At 35.4% G+C, this 18,823-nt stretch carries 18 protein-coding genes; 10 read left to right on the forward strand and 8 right to left on the reverse strand.

Going from position 1 to position 18,823, the window contains the following annotated elements; translation table 11 throughout:
• The first annotated feature begins 43 nt into the window (after positions 1–43).
• Genes P177_RS14560 through P177_RS14570 form a run of 3 tightly spaced genes read left to right on the forward strand, consistent with a single transcriptional unit; the run spans position 44 to position 2,871 of the window.
• Entirely contained in the window at positions 44–676 is a 633-nt protein-coding gene (locus P177_RS14560) for an MOSC domain-containing protein (protein ID WP_036155892.1), read from the forward strand.
• A gap of 19 nt (positions 677–695) precedes the next feature.
• The gene (locus tag P177_RS14565; RefSeq protein ID WP_036155894.1) at positions 696–2,489 is read left to right on the forward strand and encodes a DUF885 domain-containing protein; all 1,794 of its coding nucleotides are present in this window, start codon (positions 696–698) and stop codon (positions 2,487–2,489) included.
• Between the two features lie 22 nt (positions 2,490–2,511).
• Positions 2,512–2,871 carry a DoxX family protein gene (locus P177_RS14570; RefSeq protein ID WP_036155897.1) on the forward strand — a complete coding sequence of 120 codons (360 nt, stop codon included), beginning with the start codon at positions 2,512–2,514 and terminating at the stop codon, positions 2,869–2,871.
• Between the two features lie 50 nt (positions 2,872–2,921).
• Here the strand turns inward: P177_RS14570 and P177_RS14575 are convergent, their stop codons facing one another.
• A complete protein-coding gene (locus P177_RS14575) occupies positions 2,922–3,506 on the reverse strand; it encodes a hypothetical protein (RefSeq protein ID WP_036155899.1) in 585 nt (194 codons plus the stop codon).
• Between the two features lie 215 nt (positions 3,507–3,721).
• On the opposite strand from P177_RS14575, the gene P177_RS14580 reads away from it, so the two are divergent.
• Together P177_RS14580 and P177_RS14585 are read left to right on the forward strand one after the other, a co-directional pair.
• The gene (locus P177_RS14580) at positions 3,722–4,594 is read left to right on the forward strand and encodes an AraC family transcriptional regulator (protein ID WP_036155901.1); all 873 of its coding nucleotides are present in this window, start codon (positions 3,722–3,724) and stop codon (positions 4,592–4,594) included.
• Between the two features lie 163 nt (positions 4,595–4,757).
• Entirely contained in the window at positions 4,758–5,036 is a 279-nt protein-coding gene (locus P177_RS14585) for a TIGR03643 family protein (protein WP_036155903.1), read from the forward strand.
• Here P177_RS14585 and P177_RS14590 read toward each other — a convergent pair whose 3' ends face one another.
• Entirely contained in the window at positions 5,037–5,810 is a 774-nt protein-coding gene (locus P177_RS14590; protein ID WP_036155905.1) for a S1/P1 nuclease, read from the reverse strand. It lies immediately after the preceding gene.
• Positions 5,811–5,898: 88 nt separating this feature from the next.
• Here P177_RS14590 and P177_RS14595 point away from each other — a divergent pair, with 88 nt between their 5' ends.
• The 5 genes from P177_RS14595 to P177_RS14615 all read left to right on the forward strand — a co-directional run bounded on the left by P177_RS14595 (position 5,899) and on the right by P177_RS14615 (position 13,366).
• Positions 5,899–8,160 carry a transglycosylase domain-containing protein gene (locus tag P177_RS14595; protein WP_036158546.1) on the forward strand — a complete coding sequence of 754 codons (2,262 nt, stop codon included), beginning with the start codon at positions 5,899–5,901 and terminating at the stop codon, positions 8,158–8,160.
• A 116-nt stretch (positions 8,161–8,276) separates the two neighbouring features.
• Complete coding sequence (locus tag P177_RS14600; protein ID WP_036155907.1) at positions 8,277–10,475, forward strand: DUF5916 domain-containing protein; 2,199 nt, start codon at positions 8,277–8,279, stop codon at positions 10,473–10,475.
• Between the two features lies 1 nt (position 10,476).
• The gene (locus P177_RS14605; RefSeq protein WP_036155909.1) at positions 10,477–11,280 is read left to right on the forward strand and encodes a Cof-type HAD-IIB family hydrolase; all 804 of its coding nucleotides are present in this window, start codon (positions 10,477–10,479) and stop codon (positions 11,278–11,280) included.
• 34 nt (positions 11,281–11,314) lie between these two features.
• A complete protein-coding gene (locus tag P177_RS14610; RefSeq protein WP_036155911.1) occupies positions 11,315–12,589 on the forward strand; it encodes a DUF819 family protein in 1,275 nt (424 codons plus the stop codon).
• A gap of 81 nt (positions 12,590–12,670) precedes the next feature.
• Positions 12,671–13,366 carry a DUF4369 domain-containing protein gene (locus P177_RS14615; RefSeq protein WP_036155913.1) on the forward strand — a complete coding sequence of 232 codons (696 nt, stop codon included), beginning with the start codon at positions 12,671–12,673 and terminating at the stop codon, positions 13,364–13,366.
• A gap of 79 nt (positions 13,367–13,445) precedes the next feature.
• Here the strand turns inward: P177_RS14615 and P177_RS14620 are convergent, their stop codons facing one another.
• From P177_RS14620 to P177_RS14645, 6 genes are all read right to left on the reverse strand, one after another.
• Positions 13,446–13,715 carry a hypothetical protein gene (locus tag P177_RS14620; protein WP_036155915.1) on the reverse strand — a complete coding sequence of 90 codons (270 nt, stop codon included), beginning with the start codon at positions 13,713–13,715 and terminating at the stop codon, positions 13,446–13,448.
• Positions 13,716–13,773: 58 nt separating this feature from the next.
• Entirely contained in the window at positions 13,774–14,736 is a 963-nt protein-coding gene (locus P177_RS14625; protein WP_036158549.1) for a type I phosphomannose isomerase catalytic subunit, read from the reverse strand.
• Positions 14,737–14,815: 79 nt separating this feature from the next.
• Entirely contained in the window at positions 14,816–15,223 is a 408-nt protein-coding gene (locus P177_RS14630; protein WP_036155917.1) for a 6-pyruvoyl trahydropterin synthase family protein, read from the reverse strand.
• A gap of 2 nt (positions 15,224–15,225) precedes the next feature.
• Entirely contained in the window at positions 15,226–15,753 is a 528-nt protein-coding gene (gene idi, locus P177_RS14635; protein WP_036155919.1) for an isopentenyl-diphosphate Delta-isomerase, read from the reverse strand.
• Between the two features lie 60 nt (positions 15,754–15,813).
• On the reverse strand, positions 15,814–16,767 hold the full coding sequence (locus tag P177_RS14640) for a PorP/SprF family type IX secretion system membrane protein (RefSeq protein ID WP_036155921.1): 954 nt from the start codon (positions 16,765–16,767) through the stop codon (positions 15,814–15,816).
• Between the two features lie 5 nt (positions 16,768–16,772).
• Complete coding sequence (locus tag P177_RS14645; RefSeq protein WP_245233049.1) at positions 16,773–18,794, reverse strand: T9SS type B sorting domain-containing protein; 2,022 nt, start codon at positions 18,792–18,794, stop codon at positions 16,773–16,775.
• Between the last annotated feature and the right edge of the window lie 29 nt (positions 18,795–18,823).

Consider the following 18,823-nt stretch of genomic DNA (forward strand, 5'->3'; position numbering starts at 1 on the left):
AACCTTTGATTATAAATACTAGTGCTTTTTTTATCTTCACCACATGAAGGTGATTTCAACGAACATAGGAGATGCAGTAACTTTTGAATGGAACGGCGCCACAGAGCAAACCGGTATCTTCAAATACCCAACTTCTAAAAGTTTATTTCTAACTAAAAATGACGTTAAAGATGACACTATAATAGACCGTGTTCACCATGGTGGCACCAACAAAGCATGCTATCTTTTCTCTGCCGACTATTATGGTTATTGGAAAAATCTTTACCCAGATTTAGAATGGGATTGGGGCATGTTCGGTGAAAACTTAACCGTAGAAGGTCTAGATGAATCTAAAATTCGCGTCGGCGATATTTATAAACTCGGTAAAGCGCTCGTACAAGTTTCTCAGCCACGTGAACCTTGTTATAAACTAGGCATCCGTTTTGGCACGCAAAAAATACTTAAAGAATTTATTACCCATAATCATCCAGGTACCTATGTAAAAATACTAGAAGAAGGTCTTGTAGCTGCCGGTGATGAAATGATATTAGTGGAACAATCTAGAAATACATTTACCTCTCAACAATTTTATGAATTGATGTTCGCAAAAGAAAAATCTAAAGATTTGCTGGAACTGTTCATGACCAACGAGTCTGTACCGCAATACAAAAAGGACAGGTTCAAGAAATACCTATAATATTTTAATATTCAATTCAATGAAAAAATTAGTTATACTACTTGCCCTAACTATTGGGCTACATACACAAGCGCAACTAAGAACGAACGGCGAAGTTTCTACCAACCCCACCGTACATAATATTGGCTTCATGACCCTATTGGCTCACTATTATGATGACGGATTAAAATTGAATCCGTTAAACGCTACTTTTCAAGGTGATAATAGATACAATGATACTTTACCAAATTTTCTTTCTGATAGCTATAAGAAAGAATTAGTCAACTATTACCAAAACTATTTAGAAAAAGCGGAAAAATTTGACAATGCGCAACTTTCTGAAAGTGAGCTAATGTCCAAATCTATATTAAAATGGGAATGTGAAGTAAATTTAGAGGGACTGGCTTTTGAGCAGTACACTCCAATAGACCAAATGTGGTCCATGAATTTAATGATAGGGCAATTAGCTGGTGGCTCAAGTGCACAACCATTTAAAACAACAGAAGACTATGTAAACTGGAGCAAGCGTTTAGAAGACTACGAGGTTTGGTTACATTCTGCCAAATCTAAAATGCAAGAAGGTATCAAATTTAAAAACGTATTACCTAAATCGCTTATCAAAAAAGTATTACCGCAACTTGCAAGTGTTGCTAATACTGAACTTGTAGACAACTTGTTCTACAGTCCGATCAAAAACTTCCCTGCAGATTTTTCCGACTCAGATAAACAACGATTAACCGAAGTTTATACAGCTGTGATTACCAATAAAATAATTCCTGCATACAAAGAACTTCATGATTTTATGGCTACCGAATATTTAAATGCAGGTAGAGAAACTAGTGGTATACAACGAATACCAAATGGCGATGAATTTTATGCACATCAAATAAAATTGTACACTACAACTAATATGACTGCTTCAGAAATCCATGAAATTGGATTAAAAGAAGTAGCTAGAATTAGCGCTGAAATGGAAGCTGTTAAAAAGCAAGTTGGTTTTAATGGTGACCTAAAAGCGTTCTTTAATGAAGTTCGTAACAAAAAGGAACTGATGCCCTTTAAAGACCCACAAGAGGTTATCGATAATTTCAATGACATCCACAAAAGAATGATGCCTAAGGTAAATGCTTTATTTAGCAAACAACCTAAAACTCCTTTTGAGGTAAGACGTACAGAGGCTTTTAGAGAAGCTTCCGCTAGTGCAGAATACAACCCTGGTTCTTTAGATGGTACCAGACCTGGAATATTTTATGTTCCTATACCAGACGTTACCTCTTACAACACGTATTCAGATGAAGATTTATTCTTGCACGAGGCTATACCGGGTCACCATTTTCAAATTTCACTTACTCAAGAAAATGAAAACTTACCTGAATTCAGAAAGACACTTTGGTATAGCGCCTACGGTGAAGGTTGGGCCTTATATACCGAATCTTTAGGTAAAGAGCTAGGTTTGTACACTGACCCATACCAATATTTTGGAATGTTAGGTGCAGAAATGCACCGTGCAGTTCGTTTGGTTGTAGATACAGGTTTACATTCTAAAGGATGGTCTAGAGAAATGGCAATTAAATATTCTTTAGATAACGAAGCAGAATCAGAGGCTAGTATTACTTCTGAAATAGAACGATATATGGCAAATCCTGGTCAGGCACTATCCTATAAAATAGGTCAGCTAAAAATCATGGAACTTCGTGCTAAAGCTGAAGCTAATCTTGGTAAAGATTTTGACATTAAAGTATTTCATGAGAAAGTTTTAGAAGTAGGTTGCGTACCGTTAGCCTTACTTGAAGAAAAAATTATGAATTGGATTTCCGCAAACACCAAAGCTTAAAATATTAAACTTTAAAATACGTATGACTTATCCGTGGCACTTATATCTAATGGGCGCAATCTATATTTTTGCGGGTTTTATGCATTTTATAAAACCTAAGATATATCTTAGAATTATGCCACGCTACTTACCTGCTCACAAAGCTTTGGTTCTGCTAAGCGGTGTAGCAGAGATTGTTTTGGGTATTGGTCTATTTTTTAAAGAGACTAAAAACTTTTCAATTTATGGCATTATTGCTATGCTTGCCGTATTCTTATTGGTACACTTTTATATGTTGTCTAGCGAAAAGGCAAGTGCAGGATTACCAAAGTGGGCACTTTTACTGAGATTGCCAATACAATTTGCTTTAATGTATTGGGCTTTTATGTACTTAAATTTATAGCAAAAAAAAGGGGACGCTCCCGTCCCCTTCTTAAATCAACTTAAATCAACTTAATTAACAACAAACTCTTCAGTATATGTTTTACCTGCAGACTTAACGGTAACCGTGTAAGTACCAGGGAAAGCATCTGTAAAATTGAATGCTTTTTCAACAATCAACTCATCTGCTACTTCTTGTGTAAATACTGTTCTACTTTCTGTATCGTAAATCTTGATAGACATATCTGCTCTATCTAAGTTTAAATAGTTCATGAAGATCATATTATCAGTCTTTCTAAAGAAAGGCTTGATTTCTTCATCAGATTCTACGATTTTCACATTATCGTTTTCTAAAACGATTGTATATAAATATGCTGTCATTTGATCATCAGCAGATAAGAAGTATACTCCATCTACCAAATCTTTTAGATTTAATTTCTTGCTAAACTGACCCTCGGCCATTTTTTCTGAATAAATAACATTTAAATCAGAATCCATTAACTTAACCTGAACACCATTTGTAGATGCATTCATAGTTAAAACCACACTCTTGGCTTTACCTGCAGATAATAGGTTTAATTTCGGCTCTCTTGCCATGCCTGCTACTGTAGCGAACATAAAGGCAACAACTGTTGTGAATTTTACTAGGTTTTTCATAATATAAATTATTTAAGGGTTAATGATAATTTACACTACAAACATACAGCCGTTATAAAGCTCTCACTACATCATAATTTCCCAATTTATGTGCTATTTTAACCACCTTACATATCCATTATTACCCTTTGGTTAAGATTCCACATATTTTAGTTAATTTTGCAAAGAACATACATAATAGAAGGTTTAATTTTATAGTATAAACCCAAAATATCATGGTAAAACAAAAACCTACATTTGAAGCCATAAAACCAGATTTCGGTAAATCATTCACTTATCAGAAGTTTGATGAAAATAGATTAAACAAAAACAACCTATGGCACTATCACCCAGAACTTGAATTGGTTTATGTAAACGGTGGTTCTGGTAAAAGGCAAATTGGTAGTCACGTATCTTATTATACCAATGGTGACCTTATATTAATAGGTAGCAATCTACCTCATTGCGGATTTACAGATGCCCTTACCGGCAATACGAGCGAAACTGTTGTACAAATGAAGTTAGATTTCTTAGGACCAGATTTTTTCAAGCTTCCAGAAATGAAGAAAATAGCTAGCTTATTCAGCAGTGCTAGTGGCGGAATTGCTTTTTCTGGCAAGACGAAACTGAAAATAGGAGATAAAATGGAGGTTTTGGAATATCAAACCGATTTTCAAAGACTATTATCCATCCTTAATATATTAAACGAACTCGGTAATTCAGATGATATGCGGTTATTGAATGCGGAAGGTTTTTCATTTACCACAGACGTTAAGGATAATGACCGTATTAACATTGTATTCAATCACGTTAAAAATAACTTTAGAGAAGAATTGACGCTAGAGGAGATATCTTCTATGGTAAGTATGACCATACCATCTTTCTGTAGGTACTTTAAAAAAATCACAAATAAAACATTTGTACAATTTGTAAATGAGTATCGCTTAGTACATGCCTCCAAGCTTTTGGCAGAAAAACCGATGAGCATTACCGAAGTTTGTTTTGAATGCGGATTCAACAACTTTTCTCACTTCAATAAATCTTTTAAAGCATTTACAGGTCAAAATCCGTCAGAGTACAGGAATGAACTAAAGAATGTTTTGGTGTAAAAGTTATACCATATATATAGTTCTAAAAAATTAAAGCTTCCGGATGGTGTTTTCATATACTATCCGGATTTGTTTTTTTATCCTATCGTTTACTTATTTTGAGCTACAATAAAATAAGAACAAGTTTCTACTTTATAATATCATGTAGTACCTTTATAACGCTATGAACAAAGAATTTACAGAAAGAGAATTAGACCGTATTATTGAGATGGCATGGGAAGACCGTACGCCGTTTGAGGCCATTACTTTTCAATTTGGTATTAGCGAACAAGAAACTATTGAAGTTATGCGTCGCGAAATGAAACCAAGTAGTTTTAGAATGTGGCGCAAACGTGTTCAAGGTCGCGCAACAAAGCATGCTAAATTAAGATCAGATGAAATGGACCGATTTAGATGTTCTAGACAACGCCACATTACAGGAAATAAAATATCTAAACGATAATTATTTAAATGCCTCGTTCAATACTGCGGCAAGGCGAACTCCGCCTTTTTGTAATTGATCTTCTACGGTATGCCACCAATCATAACTATAACGGTAGCTTAGTTTTTCACCTGGCTCTACAGAGGCATAAACTTTCTCTGCCAATTGGTGAGATTCTTCTACCCAGTCAAGCAAACTTCCGCTTTGTAGAAATTTAATTTGCTCCTTAGACATTTCTGGGTATTCCGTAGCCAGTTCCGTAAAACTCATTCCGTTTTCGTTGATCATATTAGAATCCCAAACCCTATGTAAATTGGTACCACTACCAAACCATTGTAGTTGTATATCGTTACCTCCTTTATCCTCTGCTCTGCCCACATGCATAGGTTGGTGTAGATCTCCAATTAGATGAACCAAAAATTTTAGATAGAAGGCTTTATCCTCTTTACTGCTGTTTTCGTCTTTTATAATTTCTAAACATGTATTAACCCCTTGTACCAAGTCCCCATATTCATTCTTCTCTATTTCTTCGTAGGTTTTTCCAAACGGAATATTTACATAATGCCATGCACTGAATTTACGGTATGTTCGATCAGATTTTATTTCATCACCAAAATTGGCAACAGCAGCCAAACTCTCCCCTTCCAACAAACTTTCTATGGCTCGTTTTGCCTTTTTACTTAAATGTTGCTCAGCAACTTCACCAACAACCCTATGTCCGGTTTTTGACCAATACATATCATTTGCAAAAGTGAAATTAGATACCAAAAAAAGTAAAATAATATAATTTTTCATCACTAAAATTTTGCCCAAAAATAGTACATCAAATTTTAAGGCATTGTTAAAACTTGGTAAGATTAAATTTATGTCTCAACTTGCAGGCATGAAGAAGAAGACGAGAAAATCATCTAAACGAAAATTAAGTATCCGCAAAATAATCGGTTTAGGTATTCTGGGTCTTTTTGCCCTGTTCATTCTATTCATTGTTAGTGTTAATATTGGTTTGTGGGGGAAAATCCCTTCCAAAAAAGAACTTTCTAACTTTCAATATCAAATGGCATCTGAAGTATTTACAGCAGATAGCGTATTAATAGGTAAATATTATTTGTACGATAGACAACCTATTACCTTCCAAGATTTTCCAGAACATTTGATACATGCATTAGTTGCCATTGAAGATGAGCGTTTTTATGAGCACTCTGGTGTGGACATCAGAAGTTTGGTTAGAGTAGGTTTCAAAACGGTGCTTTTAGGCGATAATTCTTCTGGCGGTGGCAGTACCCTCACCCAACAATTGGCAAAAAATTTATATCCTAGAAAAGAAAGAAATAAAACGAATATTGTTGTCAACAAGGTAAAGGAGATGATCATTGCCAAAAGGCTGGAAAAGATCTTTACTAAAGATGAAATCCTAACTAACTATTTAAATACGGTTTCCTTTGGCGATAATACTTTTGGCATAGAAAGTGCCGCGCTAAAATTTTTCAATTCCAGAACCAAGGATATTACCACTGCTCAAGCTGCTACTTTAGTTGGTATGTTAAAGGCTACTTATGGGTATAACCCTAGGATTTTCCCAGAGAAAAGTCTTGGTAGGCGTAATCTGGTACTACGTGCTATGTATAATAACGATTTTATCTCTGAAGAGCAGGTAACGAAATTCTCTCAAGAGGGTCTTGATCTTAATTATAGGGAGTTTGATTACAATGCCGGTATTGCACCTTATTTTAGAGAAGAGGTCCGCAAGGAAATGCTCAACTGGATCACAGAACAAAACGAAGCTGATACGGATTATAACATTTACACATCAGGATTAAAAATTTACACCACTCTAAATTACAAAATGCAAAAATTGGCTGAAGAAGCCATGGTACAACATATGACCATATTACAGCATAGTTTTGAAAAAAGTTACGGTTCTAACGCACCTTGGTTAAAAGATAAAAAGTTATTGGAAAAAATAGCCAAGCGAACACCTACATATAAAAGGTTACAAAAATCAGGATTATCACATCAAAAAATTATTGATAGTTTATCTAAGAACAAACAAAAAAGGACTTTCAAATCTTGGCAAGCAGATGAAGAAATAATGGCAAGTACCATGGATAGTATTCAACATTATACCAAATTCTTAAATACCGGTTCTCTGGCTGTAGACCCTGCAAACGGAGATATTTTAGTTTGGGTGGGTGGTATTAATTTTGAACGATACAAATACGATCATATTTCTCAAAGTAAACGTCAGGTAGGTTCTACTTTTAAACCTATTGTTTACACAACTGCTATAGATCAAGGCATTTCTCCTTGCACCTATTTCTCTGCAGAAGAAATAGAATATGATAATTTAAAGGGCTGGTCGCCTTCTAATTCTGGCGATAAAGATGAAGCGTACCTCAACTATTCAATGGAAGAAGGTCTTAGCAATTCCATCAACACCATTGCTGTAAAAGTTTTGGGAAAGGCAGGTATTGGCAATGTATTGCAAATGGCTAAAAATATGGGGATTGAAGACAAATTACCCAAAGAAGCTTCTATTGCCCTTGGCACTGGTGAAATCAAAATCATCGATTTGGCACAAGCGTATACCAGTTATGTAAATAATGGCAAGTATATACAACCAAATTTAATCAAAAGCATTTCTAATCATAAAGACTCCGTTTTAGCTGAATTTAAGCCCAAATTGAACGAAAAAGCCGCTTTTTCTAAAGAAACTAGTCAGATAATGATTGAAATGATGAAATCTACTGTCAATTCTGGAACGGCAGCTAGACTCAGAAATACATACGGACTCAATAATGACATTGCCGGTAAAACAGGTACTACCCAAAATAATAAAGATGCTTGGTTTGTTGCCTTGACCCCTAAGTTGGTTCACATTACTTGGGTTGGTCTTGATCAACATGAAATCGGATTCAGTAATACGAGTATCGGGCAAGGTGCAAATGCCGCTCTACCCCTATTTGGGCTATGGATGCAAGAATTGAACAAGGACACCGAGTTTGACAGTTACACCAAATCGAAATTTCCAAGACCGTCATCTACCGTTCAAGAAGCACTGAATTGTGACCCTGTAAAACGTGACGGATTCTTCAAAAGACTTTTTAAAAATCCCAATAAAAAGAAAAGCAAAAAGTTCAATGGATAATTGAATCTTAATTTGATTTGGTATTTAGTTATATAATTTGCCTGTTTATTTCGATTTGGCATTTTATTTAACAAAACAAACACCTAAATTTGGCTGACCACCAAACATTTACCAAAATGACCAAATACTTAAGTACACTTGTACTTATACTTTTTTGCTACTCTTTACATGGGCAAATTTCAGATAAATCTTTCGTTGTAAACGAAACTAACGCTAAGATTACTCCTGACGGAATTCTTGATGAACCTGTATGGGCAACTGCAGATCAGGCTGATGAATTTTGGCAATACTTCCCCCTAGATACTGTTCAATCTAAAAAGCAGACAGAGATTAAAATGCTATATGATGAATCTAACCTATATATTGGTATTACCGTATATACTGCTGGTTCAGATTATTCCATTCAGTCCTTAAAACGAGACTTTAGGGCAGGAAACAGTGATAATATTACTTTACTTTTTGACACATTTAACGACGGCAATAATGCTTTTCTATTTGGCATCAATCCGTATGGAGTTCGTCGTGAAGGACTAGTTTCCGGCGGTGGATTGAACCTTAACGGATTTACCATTTCATGGGATGTAAAATGGCGCGGAGATTCTAAAATTTATAACGGCTACTACACGGCTGAAATGACTATACCATTAACCGCTTTTAAATTTAAAGAAGGTGAAACCAAATGGCGATTTAATAGTTACCGTTTTGATACCCAATCTAACGAGAACAGTACGTGGACGAATATCCCTCAAAATCAAAATATATACGGACTCACATTTATGGGCGATATGGTTTTTGAGAAACCGTTGGGCAAATATCGTACTCCGCTTACCGTTATCCCTTATGTAAATTTTGGTTCGCAAAAAGACTTTGAATTGAATGAATCTGAAACTAAAATTAATATAGGTGGCGATGCTAAAATAGCTATTGGCAACAGCATGAATTTGGATGTTACCGTAAATCCAGATTTCTCTCAAGTAGAAGTTGATGATCAGGTAACCAACCTAACACGTTTTGAAGTTTCACTGCCCGAAAAGAGACAGTTTTTCATAGATAACAGCGATTTATTTGGCAGTTTTGGTGGGGGCAGAGATGCTAATCCGTTTTTCTCTAGGCGTATAGGTATCGCTAAAGACACAGCTGACAATGCTATTGAAAATAAAATTATAGGTGGCGTTCGTTTAAGTGGAAAGTTGAACAAAGGTCTAAGATTGGGCTTTCTAAATTTACAGACGGCTGAAGATTTAGATGAACAAATTGCATCTAATAACAATACCATGTTCGCCCTGCAGCAAAATGTTTTTGGGCGATCCAATATTGGTATTTTCTTTATCAATAGACAATCATTTGAGGATTATGAATTTCAAGATCCTGAAGACCGTTATAATAGGGTTGCAGGTATAGATTATAATTTAATTTCAGATAATAATATCTGGAACGGTAAATTCTATCTGCATAAATCTTTTGCTCATAACGCTGGCAAAGCAAATCTTTCTTCAGGTGCATTTATGCAGTATAACTCCAGAAACTGGAACTTTTTTGAAGACATGGTTTACATTGGTGAAGATTTTAGGTCAGACCTTGGCTTTATTCGTAGAACGGATATTTTTAAATCGGCAACAATGATTGAGCGTGTTTTCTGGCCAGAAGATAGTGCCTTACAAAGCCATAGTTTTCAATTTTTCCCTGTTTTAACTTGGAGCCCTGAAAATGACTTCCTTCATACGGATTATGATTTAATGGGTGCTTGGGAGTCGAAATTTAACGACCAATCAGAAATCAATGTGTCCTATACACATACCTACACCTACCTTTTTGATGAATTTGACCCAACCGATATAGATGATGCCATACCCTTACCCAATGAGGTAGGTTATCATTACAATTATGTTTCTTTAGAATATCAATCTGATAGTAGAAAAAGGTTCGCCTATTCTATATCTCCTACTATGGGAAGCTTTTTCAACGGTGATAGATTCTCTGTAGGGGCAGAAATGTTTTTAAGATTTCAACCAAAAGTATTTTTGTCATTGGCCATGAACTATGATAAAATATCGCTACCTGATCCCTATTCAAGTACAGATATTTGGCTAATTAGTCCAAAAATAGACGTTACCTTTAGTAAGTCTATTTTTTGGTCAACACTAGTGCAGTATAGTAATCAAAGAGATAATTTAGGTTTCAATTCTAGACTTCAATGGCGTTTTGCTCCTTTATCAGACCTATTTATAGTGTATAATGACAACTATTTTGTTAATTCGTTTGAACCAAAATACCGTTCTATAAACTTAAAACTTACCTACTGGTTAAATATTTAAAATGAAGTATAAAATTCTCTGTTCAGATTTAGACGGTACATTATTATCCTCCAAAAGTGATGTTTCAGAATATGCAATTGAACAAATTGGTAAAATAAAAGATGAAACAAAAATAATACTTGTATCGGCAAGAATGCCAAGTGGAATGCATTATATACAAGCGGACTTAGGCATAATTGATCAGCCCATTATATGTTACAACGGTGCATTGGTCTTATCTGGCAAAACAGCACTTGCTTCAGTATTTATTCCTGTTTCCATTTTAAAAAATATCTATATTTTATGTAACGGATTAGAAGCTGACCTAGGCTTGTATTACCACAATGAATGGTATGTACCTAAGACGACATTCCGTGTAGAAAAAGAAATAAAATACACGAAATCAACACCTACGTTCCAAGATACAATTAATACTTTAAATGATTGGGAAGAACGAAATATTGGCGCACATAAAATTATGCTCATGTGTACCAAAGACAGTGCAGATTCATTGATGCCTATTCTTAAAGATCAATTAGGTGATGTGCTCAACCTGTACCGTTCTAATGACACTTTAATTGAGATCGCTCCAAAAGCGGTGTCAAAACTTTCTGCAATTCAATTGCTTCTTCAAGAAAACGAAACATTAGAAGATGTTATAGCCTTTGGCGATAATTACAACGATATTGAAATGCTAGCAAATGTGGGCCTCGGTGTTGCAGTTGCCAATGCAAGAGAAGAGGTAAAAGAAATCACCAATTTTATCACCCTTTCTAACACAAAAGATGGTGTAGCCCATTACATTGCCGAAAACTTGGTGAATTAACTATATTTGAATTTAGCAACTTACCCATATTTGTATGCCATACTTATTTGCCCAACCTTTGATAACGAATGATACGGTAGTCTTTGGACTATTAGCACTTTGTTTAGGTTTCATCTTTTACACATCAAGTTTAAAAACAGGATTTTGGAGTAAATTTTATTCCATTGTTCCCGCTGTACTAATGTGTTATTTGCTACCGGCTATATTAACAAGTACCGGAATTGTTTCTGATGAACTCTCTAATTTGTATTTCATGGCCAGTAGGTACCTGTTACCCGCGGCACTTGTTCTAATGACTTTAAGCATTGATATTAAAGCAATTTCAAACTTGGGTTCTAAAGCTATTATCATGTTCTTGACCGGTAGTGCAGGTATTATTATCGGCGGACCTATTGCTATTCTTATAGTATCTATTTTTTCTCCGGATACCGTTGGTGGAAATGATTTTGATGCCATTTGGAGGGGATTATCTACTATAGCTGGCAGTTGGATCGGTGGTGGGGCAAACCAAGCGGCTATGCTCGAAATTTTTCAATACAATCCTGAAAAATATGGCGGTATGGTATTGATCGATATTGTAGTTGCCAATGTATGGATGGCAATTGTACTTTTGGGCGTTGGTAGAACTAAAAAAATAGATGCTTGGTTAAAGGCAGATACTTCAGCTATTGAAACCCTAAAAATAAAAGTGACGGAATTTACCGAAAAAATAACGCGTGTACCTACCTTGAACGACTACATGATTATGCTGGCCTTAGCTTTTACAGCAGTTGGTATAGCTCATTTTTTTGGTGATTATTTGAGTTCTTATTTGACCAGTACTTTTGATGCCGTAAGTGATCAAAAAAGTTTCCTTTCCTTTCTAGGTTCTGCTTTCTTTTGGATGGTGGTTATTGCTACAGGACTGGGAATAGCATTGTCCTTTACCAAGGCAAAAAATTACGAAGGAGCTGGTGCCAGTAAAATTGGAGGTATGTTCATTTATATATTGGTAGCGACAATAGGCATGAAAATGGACTTGGGCAAAGTACTTGAAAACCCGGGATTGATTGCAGTTGGCTTTATTTGGATTACAATTCATGCCGGATTAATGATATTGGTTGCCAAACTGATTAAAGCACCTTATTTCTTTTTAGCTGTAGGTAGCCAAGCAAACGTTGGTGGTGCAGCATCTGCTCCCGTAGTGGCTGCTGAATTTCATCCTTCGCTTACATCGGTCGGTGTTCTATTGGCAGTTCTTGGCTACGTTGTAGGTACCGGTGGCGCTTTACTTTGCGCCTATTTGATGGAAGTAGCATCAAGTTTATAAACAATCATAGTTACTAACAAAATAAAGGTTAGCGTTCTTTATTATCAAAATTTATAGATATTTGCGCCCTAAATTATAAGAATGAAAAAAATATTATTTGTAGTTGCCGCACTATTGGCATTGAGCTCATGTGGTGATAACGCAGAAGAGACTTTAATTGTAAATGGTAAAATTAAAGGACTTAAAAAAGGTACACTGTATTTACAACACGTACCTGACTCAGTTCTAATCACCATTGATTCCTTAGCTATAAACGGAGACGGAAACTTCTCTTTCAAGACCAAACTAATGAGTCCTGAAATATTCTATTTATACTTAGATAAAAAAGACAACAATGATATAAATGATCGTATTACTTTTTTTGCCGAACCAGGTACTATAACGATCAATACCGATTGGAATACGTTTGATACTACGGCAAAAATTACAGGTTCGGAATCTAACGAAAAACTAAAAGAATACAAACAGACCATGAGCGGTATCAACAAGCGAAATGTTGAAATAATGATGAATGCCGCCCAAGTAGATGGAGAATTGAGCCAAATAAGTGTAGATTCATTAGCGAATATCAGCAATAGAAATACACAAAGAGGTTATGCATTTGCAATCAACTTTGCACTAAATAACAAATCGTCATTTGTAGCCCCATACATCGCTTTAAAAGAAATACCTGATGCCAATGTCAAATACTTAGATTCAATCTACAGTGTACTATCGCCAGAGGTTGCCGAATCTAAATACGGTAAAGAATTGGCTACGTTCCTAAAGAAGAATTAAATAATACTTACCAATTTGATAAAAGTAAAAAAGCATCCCATTCATATAGGATGCTTTTTTACTTTAAAAGAGTCTTGAATTAAGCTAACTTGTTTAGGTCTTCAACCAATTTAGTAGCTTTAGTTTCCAAATCACTTCTTACTTCTTTGAAATGTGCTTTCTTGTTCTCAACATCGTTCTTGTTGATTTTAGCTACTAATTCATCAAATGTAGCAATTGCTTCATCGATAATGGCAGTACCTTCTTTTGAGTGCGTAGTACCATTGGTAGCCTCTACTATATAAACACCTTCTATAATGTCTCCAAGAACATTATTAATATCTTTCTTTAAATTTTTAATACTTGCCATCTCTGATTATTTTTTTGCAAAAATACAATTTTTGAATTGCCGTATAGTTAATTAGAACTTAAATAGTAACCTCTAACAATTTAGCACCAGTAGATTGTAAAGAAATTTTCTGGGTAAAAGCTGGTAATAAAGCAGTTTCTCCACTTTTAATAGCTACTTCACCTTCTGCAGTATTAATGACAGTTTCTCCTCCAACACACATAAATATGGTAAATGAATCTCTGTTTGCCGTATCTATATCTAGATTATTGGTAAGCTCAATGAAGTTTGTTTTAAAATACGGACAATCTACCATTGTATTTACCTCATTCTTCTCGTGACCATAGGCTACTTTAAAGTCATCTTTCTTTTCATAATCAACAGCATCTAGAGCTAGCTCTGTGTGTAATTCCCGAAGATTACCTTCTTTATCCTTTCTATTGAAATCGAAAACACGATATGTAACATCAGAAGTTTGTTGAATTTCTGCCAACATCACCCCTGCTCCAATCGCATGAATTTTACCAGTGTTAATAAAGAACGTATCTCCTTCTTTAACTTGCTCATAATTAAGAAGATCAAGCAAGGTATCATTAGCAACACTTTCAGCGTATTCTTCTTTCGTTACATCTTTATTGAACCCAACAATAAGTTCTGCTTTAGGATCCGCATCCATAATATACCACATCTCTGTCTTACCAAACGAATTATGGCGTTCTTTCGCCAAGGCATCATTTGGGTGTAACTGTATAGATAAATCTTGTTTTGCATCAATAAACTTGATCAGAATAGGAAATTCTTTACCAAAACGTTCTACTACACTTTTACCTAATAATTCTTCTGCATTAGAATCTATAAGTTCTTGAAGTGACTTGCCTTCTAAGCTGCCATTGGCAACTACAGAAATATCGCCAGGTACGGTAGACAATTCCCAGCTTTCACCGGTAATATCACTCTCTATGGGTTTTCCAAATACCTCTTTCAGCTTGGTACCACCCCAAAGCCTTTCTTTTAAAATAGGTCTAAATTTTAAAGGATGTATCATTGTTTATTTTTTTGTTAGTCTACTAATTTAGATGTATAACGTAAAATAAGGATTTTTCTTACAACTTATAACTTAACTAGCCTGAGAATGTTACAAAATTTCTTGGCGTTTCGTATAGTACAACTTCCAAATCATGCGCTGCAACAATATGAGGTCTTAGTCGTTTCCAAATTATTACCGCAATATTTTCCGCCGTTGGGTTTAGACTCTTAAACTCCTCTACCTCAACATTCAAGTTTTTATGATCTAGATAATCTTCAATTTCTACTTTGATCAAATCTTTTAACACCTTCATATCCATTACAAAACCGGTTTCTTGATCTATCTCTCCAGATACACTTATCACCATTTCATAATTGTGTCCATGAAAATTGGGGTTATTACACTTTCCAAAAATTTCTGTATTCTTAGAATCATCCCAGTCTTTTCTATACAACCTATGAGCTGCATTAAAATGTGCCTTTCTACTTACTTTTACTTTCATTTTTATGCTGGCATATTAAATAAATGTTCGTAAAATTTGTCGAAAATAATCTTGAACCAAGCCGTATATTCATTCGGATTATTAGAAATATCTTCTTTTACAGCTTCAGGAGACATCCATTTCCAAGCCTCTACTTCATCAGGATTTATATTTGGTTCTGAATTGAAGCTCCCCAACATCACATGATCATATTCATGTTCGGTTAAACCATTATCGAAAGGAGCTTTATAAATGAAAGAAAACAATTCTTTCAATTCTGCCTGAAACCCCATCTCTTCTTGAAGTCGCCTTTTACCCGCATCAATATTAGATTCACCTTCACGTTGATGACTGCAGCACGTATTTGTCCATAACAACGGAGAGTGGTATTTAGATGCAGCACGTTGTTGTAACATAATATCACCTTTCTCATTTGTTATAAATACCGAAAATGCTCTATGCAAAAGTGCCTTTTCATGGGCTTCCATTTTAGCCATGGTGCCTATTTGTTCATTATCTTGATTTACGAGAATTACCTGTTCTTCCTTCATAAGGTAAAAATAAGGCGTTTTACGTATTCTACGTAATGATGAATATATAAAAAGGGAAATCTAAAAGAAACGAGGTGATTTTAGGTTGTTTTTGGTGGTAATAAAATCATATCTGAAAATTACTTCAAATGACCCGTCGTTGAAAGCTGTATTACCAAGGTCTGTAGTTTCCTTATCATAAGCAATACCAATTAAGAAATTATTAGATATATTGAAACCTGCCATACCACTAAATGCAGCGTCCCACCTGTATGCAGCACCTAAAATAAACTTATCGTTAAACATAAAGTTTGCCGATAAATCAACTTGTAATGGGGCTCCTTTTACAGCCTTGGTCAACAAAGCTGGTTTAAATTTAACCGACTCATTCAGATCATAAACATATCCCGCTATCAAATAAAAATTCATTTGTTCTTTAGCCGTTGATAAATTAGTTTCCTGAAAATGTGTGGTTTCTAAAAATCTAGGTACCGATAAACCTACATAGAATTTATTGGTACGATAATATACACCTGCCCCTATATTAGGTGAAAGTCTATTGTCTATATCTTGCTGTAAAGTTGGGTCTGTTGTATACTGATTTAATTCTGAAAACCTAACATCCAATAAGTTAGCACTAGCTTTTAAACCAAAACTTAATCGCCCTTCCGTTGATGTCCAAACTGTATATGAGAAATCAATATCAAAATTGGTTTCTGATGTAGGTCCTATTTCATCGTTTACTATTGACAAACCTAAACCTACACCTCTATAACCTATTGGTGAGTGTGCGTTGAAAGTTTGTGTTGTTGGCGCACCATCTAAACCTACCCATTGAGAACGATGCAAAGCCCCTATACTAATATGCCCTCTAGACCCTGCATATGCGGGGTTTACACTAATAGTATTATACATATACTGTGTATACTGTGCATCTTGCTGACCATAAGAAAACACTCCGAAACAAATTGCCGCAATAGCGACAACTTGTTTTAGAAATATCTTTTTAAATATGGTTATATATGTGTTCAACATTCTAATTATCTATTTATATATATGTAACCCGATAGTGTTTCTGTTTCTCCGTTCTGCATTTCATATTCTAGAATATAAAAATATGTACCTACCGGTAACTTACTATCTACATCAACGGTTACTCTACCTTCAGATGTACCATCAAAGACATTACCTTCGGTATTATATGCTTTCGTCATATATACCGCCACACCCCATCTATTATAGATTTTTAATGTGTTATTTGGGTAATTTTCCAATCCGTTTATTCTAAGAACATCATGAATGCCATCACCGTTAGGTGTAATAACGTTGAAAACTTCTATTTCTTCTTCTAGCTGACCTAAATCCGAATCTAAGTAATTTGGTATACCATCACCGTCAGTATCGTCATCAACATAATCACCGTTCAAATTAAGATCTTCATCACGAGTTTCTATACCATCGTCATCATCATCAGTATCCCTATAATCCGATTCTTCGTCGCTATCCGTATTTGGAAGCTGAGCATAAGGATCATCTATTTCGTCGTTGACATCCATATCAACCGAAATTGCACCTTCATAGCCATCATCCAATCCGTCATTGTCTTTATCTGAACCAATGCTAACAACATCTGCAATACCATTGTGATCATGATCATGAGCTTCAATAGCATCCAATACATTATCATTGTCACTATCCTCATCTAAATAATCAGGTAGGTTATCTCCGTCAGTATCCACCGGGAATATTCCAGTTAAACCATTAGCTTCATAAGCATCATCTAAACCATTGGTATTCGCATCGATCCCTGAAGGCGGAATGTAGTCTGCCGTAGCCTGAGCTTCAACATTATCTGGTATACCATCGCCATCTGCATCGATATCTAAATAATCTGGGAAGCCGTCACCATCGGTATCGGTAGGATCGGTAGAAGGATCATTATCTCCATCTAAATTCAAATCTTCAAAACTATCAACGATACCGTCGTCATCACTATCCATATCAACACCCAATGGATTGATAAGAATTGTTATAGTCGATGTGCTACAATTACCTACTGTATCACAAACTGTGTAATCAAATGAATCTGTTCCTAAATAATTATTATTTGGGAAATATGTAGGAATATCATCTGATGGATCATTTGGCGTGCCATTGTCATCAACGGTTACAGATCCATTTGTTGGTTGTGTTACACTAAATGTACCTTCACTTGGTAAATCATTGTCGTTTTCTTGCCATGTATCTATTGCAATAATTTCATTGATATCTATAGCAATAGAATCATCATTGGTATCTAAAATTGGTAGTACCTCTATGGTTACCGTAGCTGTACTACAATCGCCATATGCATTACAAACAGTATACTCAAAACTATCTGTACCGTTAAAATCTAAATCTGGAGCATAGGTGACAATATCATCTAACGGATCATTAGGAGTACCATTTTCATCTATAGTTACTGTTCCATTTGCTGGGTCAGTGGTCGTTAAAGCACCTACATCTGGTAAATCGGCATCATTGCCATAAATGTCGATAATTACCGGTACATCTTCGTCTGTTGTTACAATATCGTCTGTTAAATCTGCTGCTTGTGGCAAACAAACTACCGTAAAATTAGGCAAACTAAAGGTATTACCTGCCTTTGTAACCATTGCCGTATACCTAACAACAGCATCAGTAGCAATTACCATGGGACTTAATTGATCCCCCGTTAATGCCGGACTCCAATTTACTGTAGCATTGCTTGGTACGTTAGATGTAATATCCATAGTCACTTCATTATCAGGATTATTACAATCCGTTACAATGAAGTAACCTGTTGCATTAGAACCACATAAAGTACCATCGTAGGTAGCAAAGTAAATTCCTGGTTGGGTTACTTCGTAAAAAGATTCTGTACCAAGTACCGTTGCCGTATCTGAGGCTTCATACCAACGAAAGTTATTTTGATCACTATCCGTAGGTGCCTGTAGTAAGAACTGAGCGTTAGATACCAACACTCCCAGTATCGTAGTAACGATACTGAGAAATATGGTTTTATATATATGCGTTTTTTTCAAATCGATTTGGGATGTAAACTTGAATTAGC

This window comes from Maribacter forsetii DSM 18668 (assembly GCF_000744105.1).
GTDB classification, from domain to species: Bacteria; Bacteroidota; Bacteroidia; order Flavobacteriales; family Flavobacteriaceae; genus Maribacter; species Maribacter forsetii.

Coding starts and splice junctions, on each gene's coding strand:
- P177_RS14560 (WP_036155892.1), top strand. CDS start 44: ATGAAGGTGATTTCAACGAACATAGGAGATGCAGTAACTTTTGAATGG.
- P177_RS14565 (WP_036155894.1), top strand. CDS start 696: ATGAAAAAATTAGTTATACTACTTGCCCTAACTATTGGGCTACATACA.
- P177_RS14570 (WP_036155897.1), top strand. CDS start 2,512: ATGACTTATCCGTGGCACTTATATCTAATGGGCGCAATCTATATTTTT.
- P177_RS14575 (WP_036155899.1), bottom strand. CDS start 3,506: ATGAAAAACCTAGTAAAATTCACAACAGTTGTTGCCTTTATGTTCGCT.
- P177_RS14580 (WP_036155901.1), top strand. CDS start 3,722: ATGGTAAAACAAAAACCTACATTTGAAGCCATAAAACCAGATTTCGGT.
- P177_RS14585 (WP_036155903.1), top strand. CDS start 4,758: ATGAACAAAGAATTTACAGAAAGAGAATTAGACCGTATTATTGAGATG.
- P177_RS14590 (WP_036155905.1), bottom strand. CDS start 5,810: ATGAAAAATTATATTATTTTACTTTTTTTGGTATCTAATTTCACTTTT.
- P177_RS14595 (WP_036158546.1), top strand. CDS start 5,899: ATGAAGAAGAAGACGAGAAAATCATCTAAACGAAAATTAAGTATCCGC.
- P177_RS14600 (WP_036155907.1), top strand. CDS start 8,277: ATGACCAAATACTTAAGTACACTTGTACTTATACTTTTTTGCTACTCT.
- P177_RS14605 (WP_036155909.1), top strand. CDS start 10,477: ATGAAGTATAAAATTCTCTGTTCAGATTTAGACGGTACATTATTATCC.
- P177_RS14610 (WP_036155911.1), top strand. CDS start 11,315: ATGCCATACTTATTTGCCCAACCTTTGATAACGAATGATACGGTAGTC.
- P177_RS14615 (WP_036155913.1), top strand. CDS start 12,671: ATGAAAAAAATATTATTTGTAGTTGCCGCACTATTGGCATTGAGCTCA.
- P177_RS14620 (WP_036155915.1), bottom strand. CDS start 13,715: ATGGCAAGTATTAAAAATTTAAAGAAAGATATTAATAATGTTCTTGGA.
- P177_RS14630 (WP_036155917.1), bottom strand. CDS start 15,223: ATGAAAGTAAAAGTAAGTAGAAAGGCACATTTTAATGCAGCTCATAGG.
- idi (WP_036155919.1), bottom strand. CDS start 15,753: ATGAAGGAAGAACAGGTAATTCTCGTAAATCAAGATAATGAACAAATA.
- P177_RS14640 (WP_036155921.1), bottom strand. CDS start 16,767: ATGTTGAACACATATATAACCATATTTAAAAAGATATTTCTAAAACAA.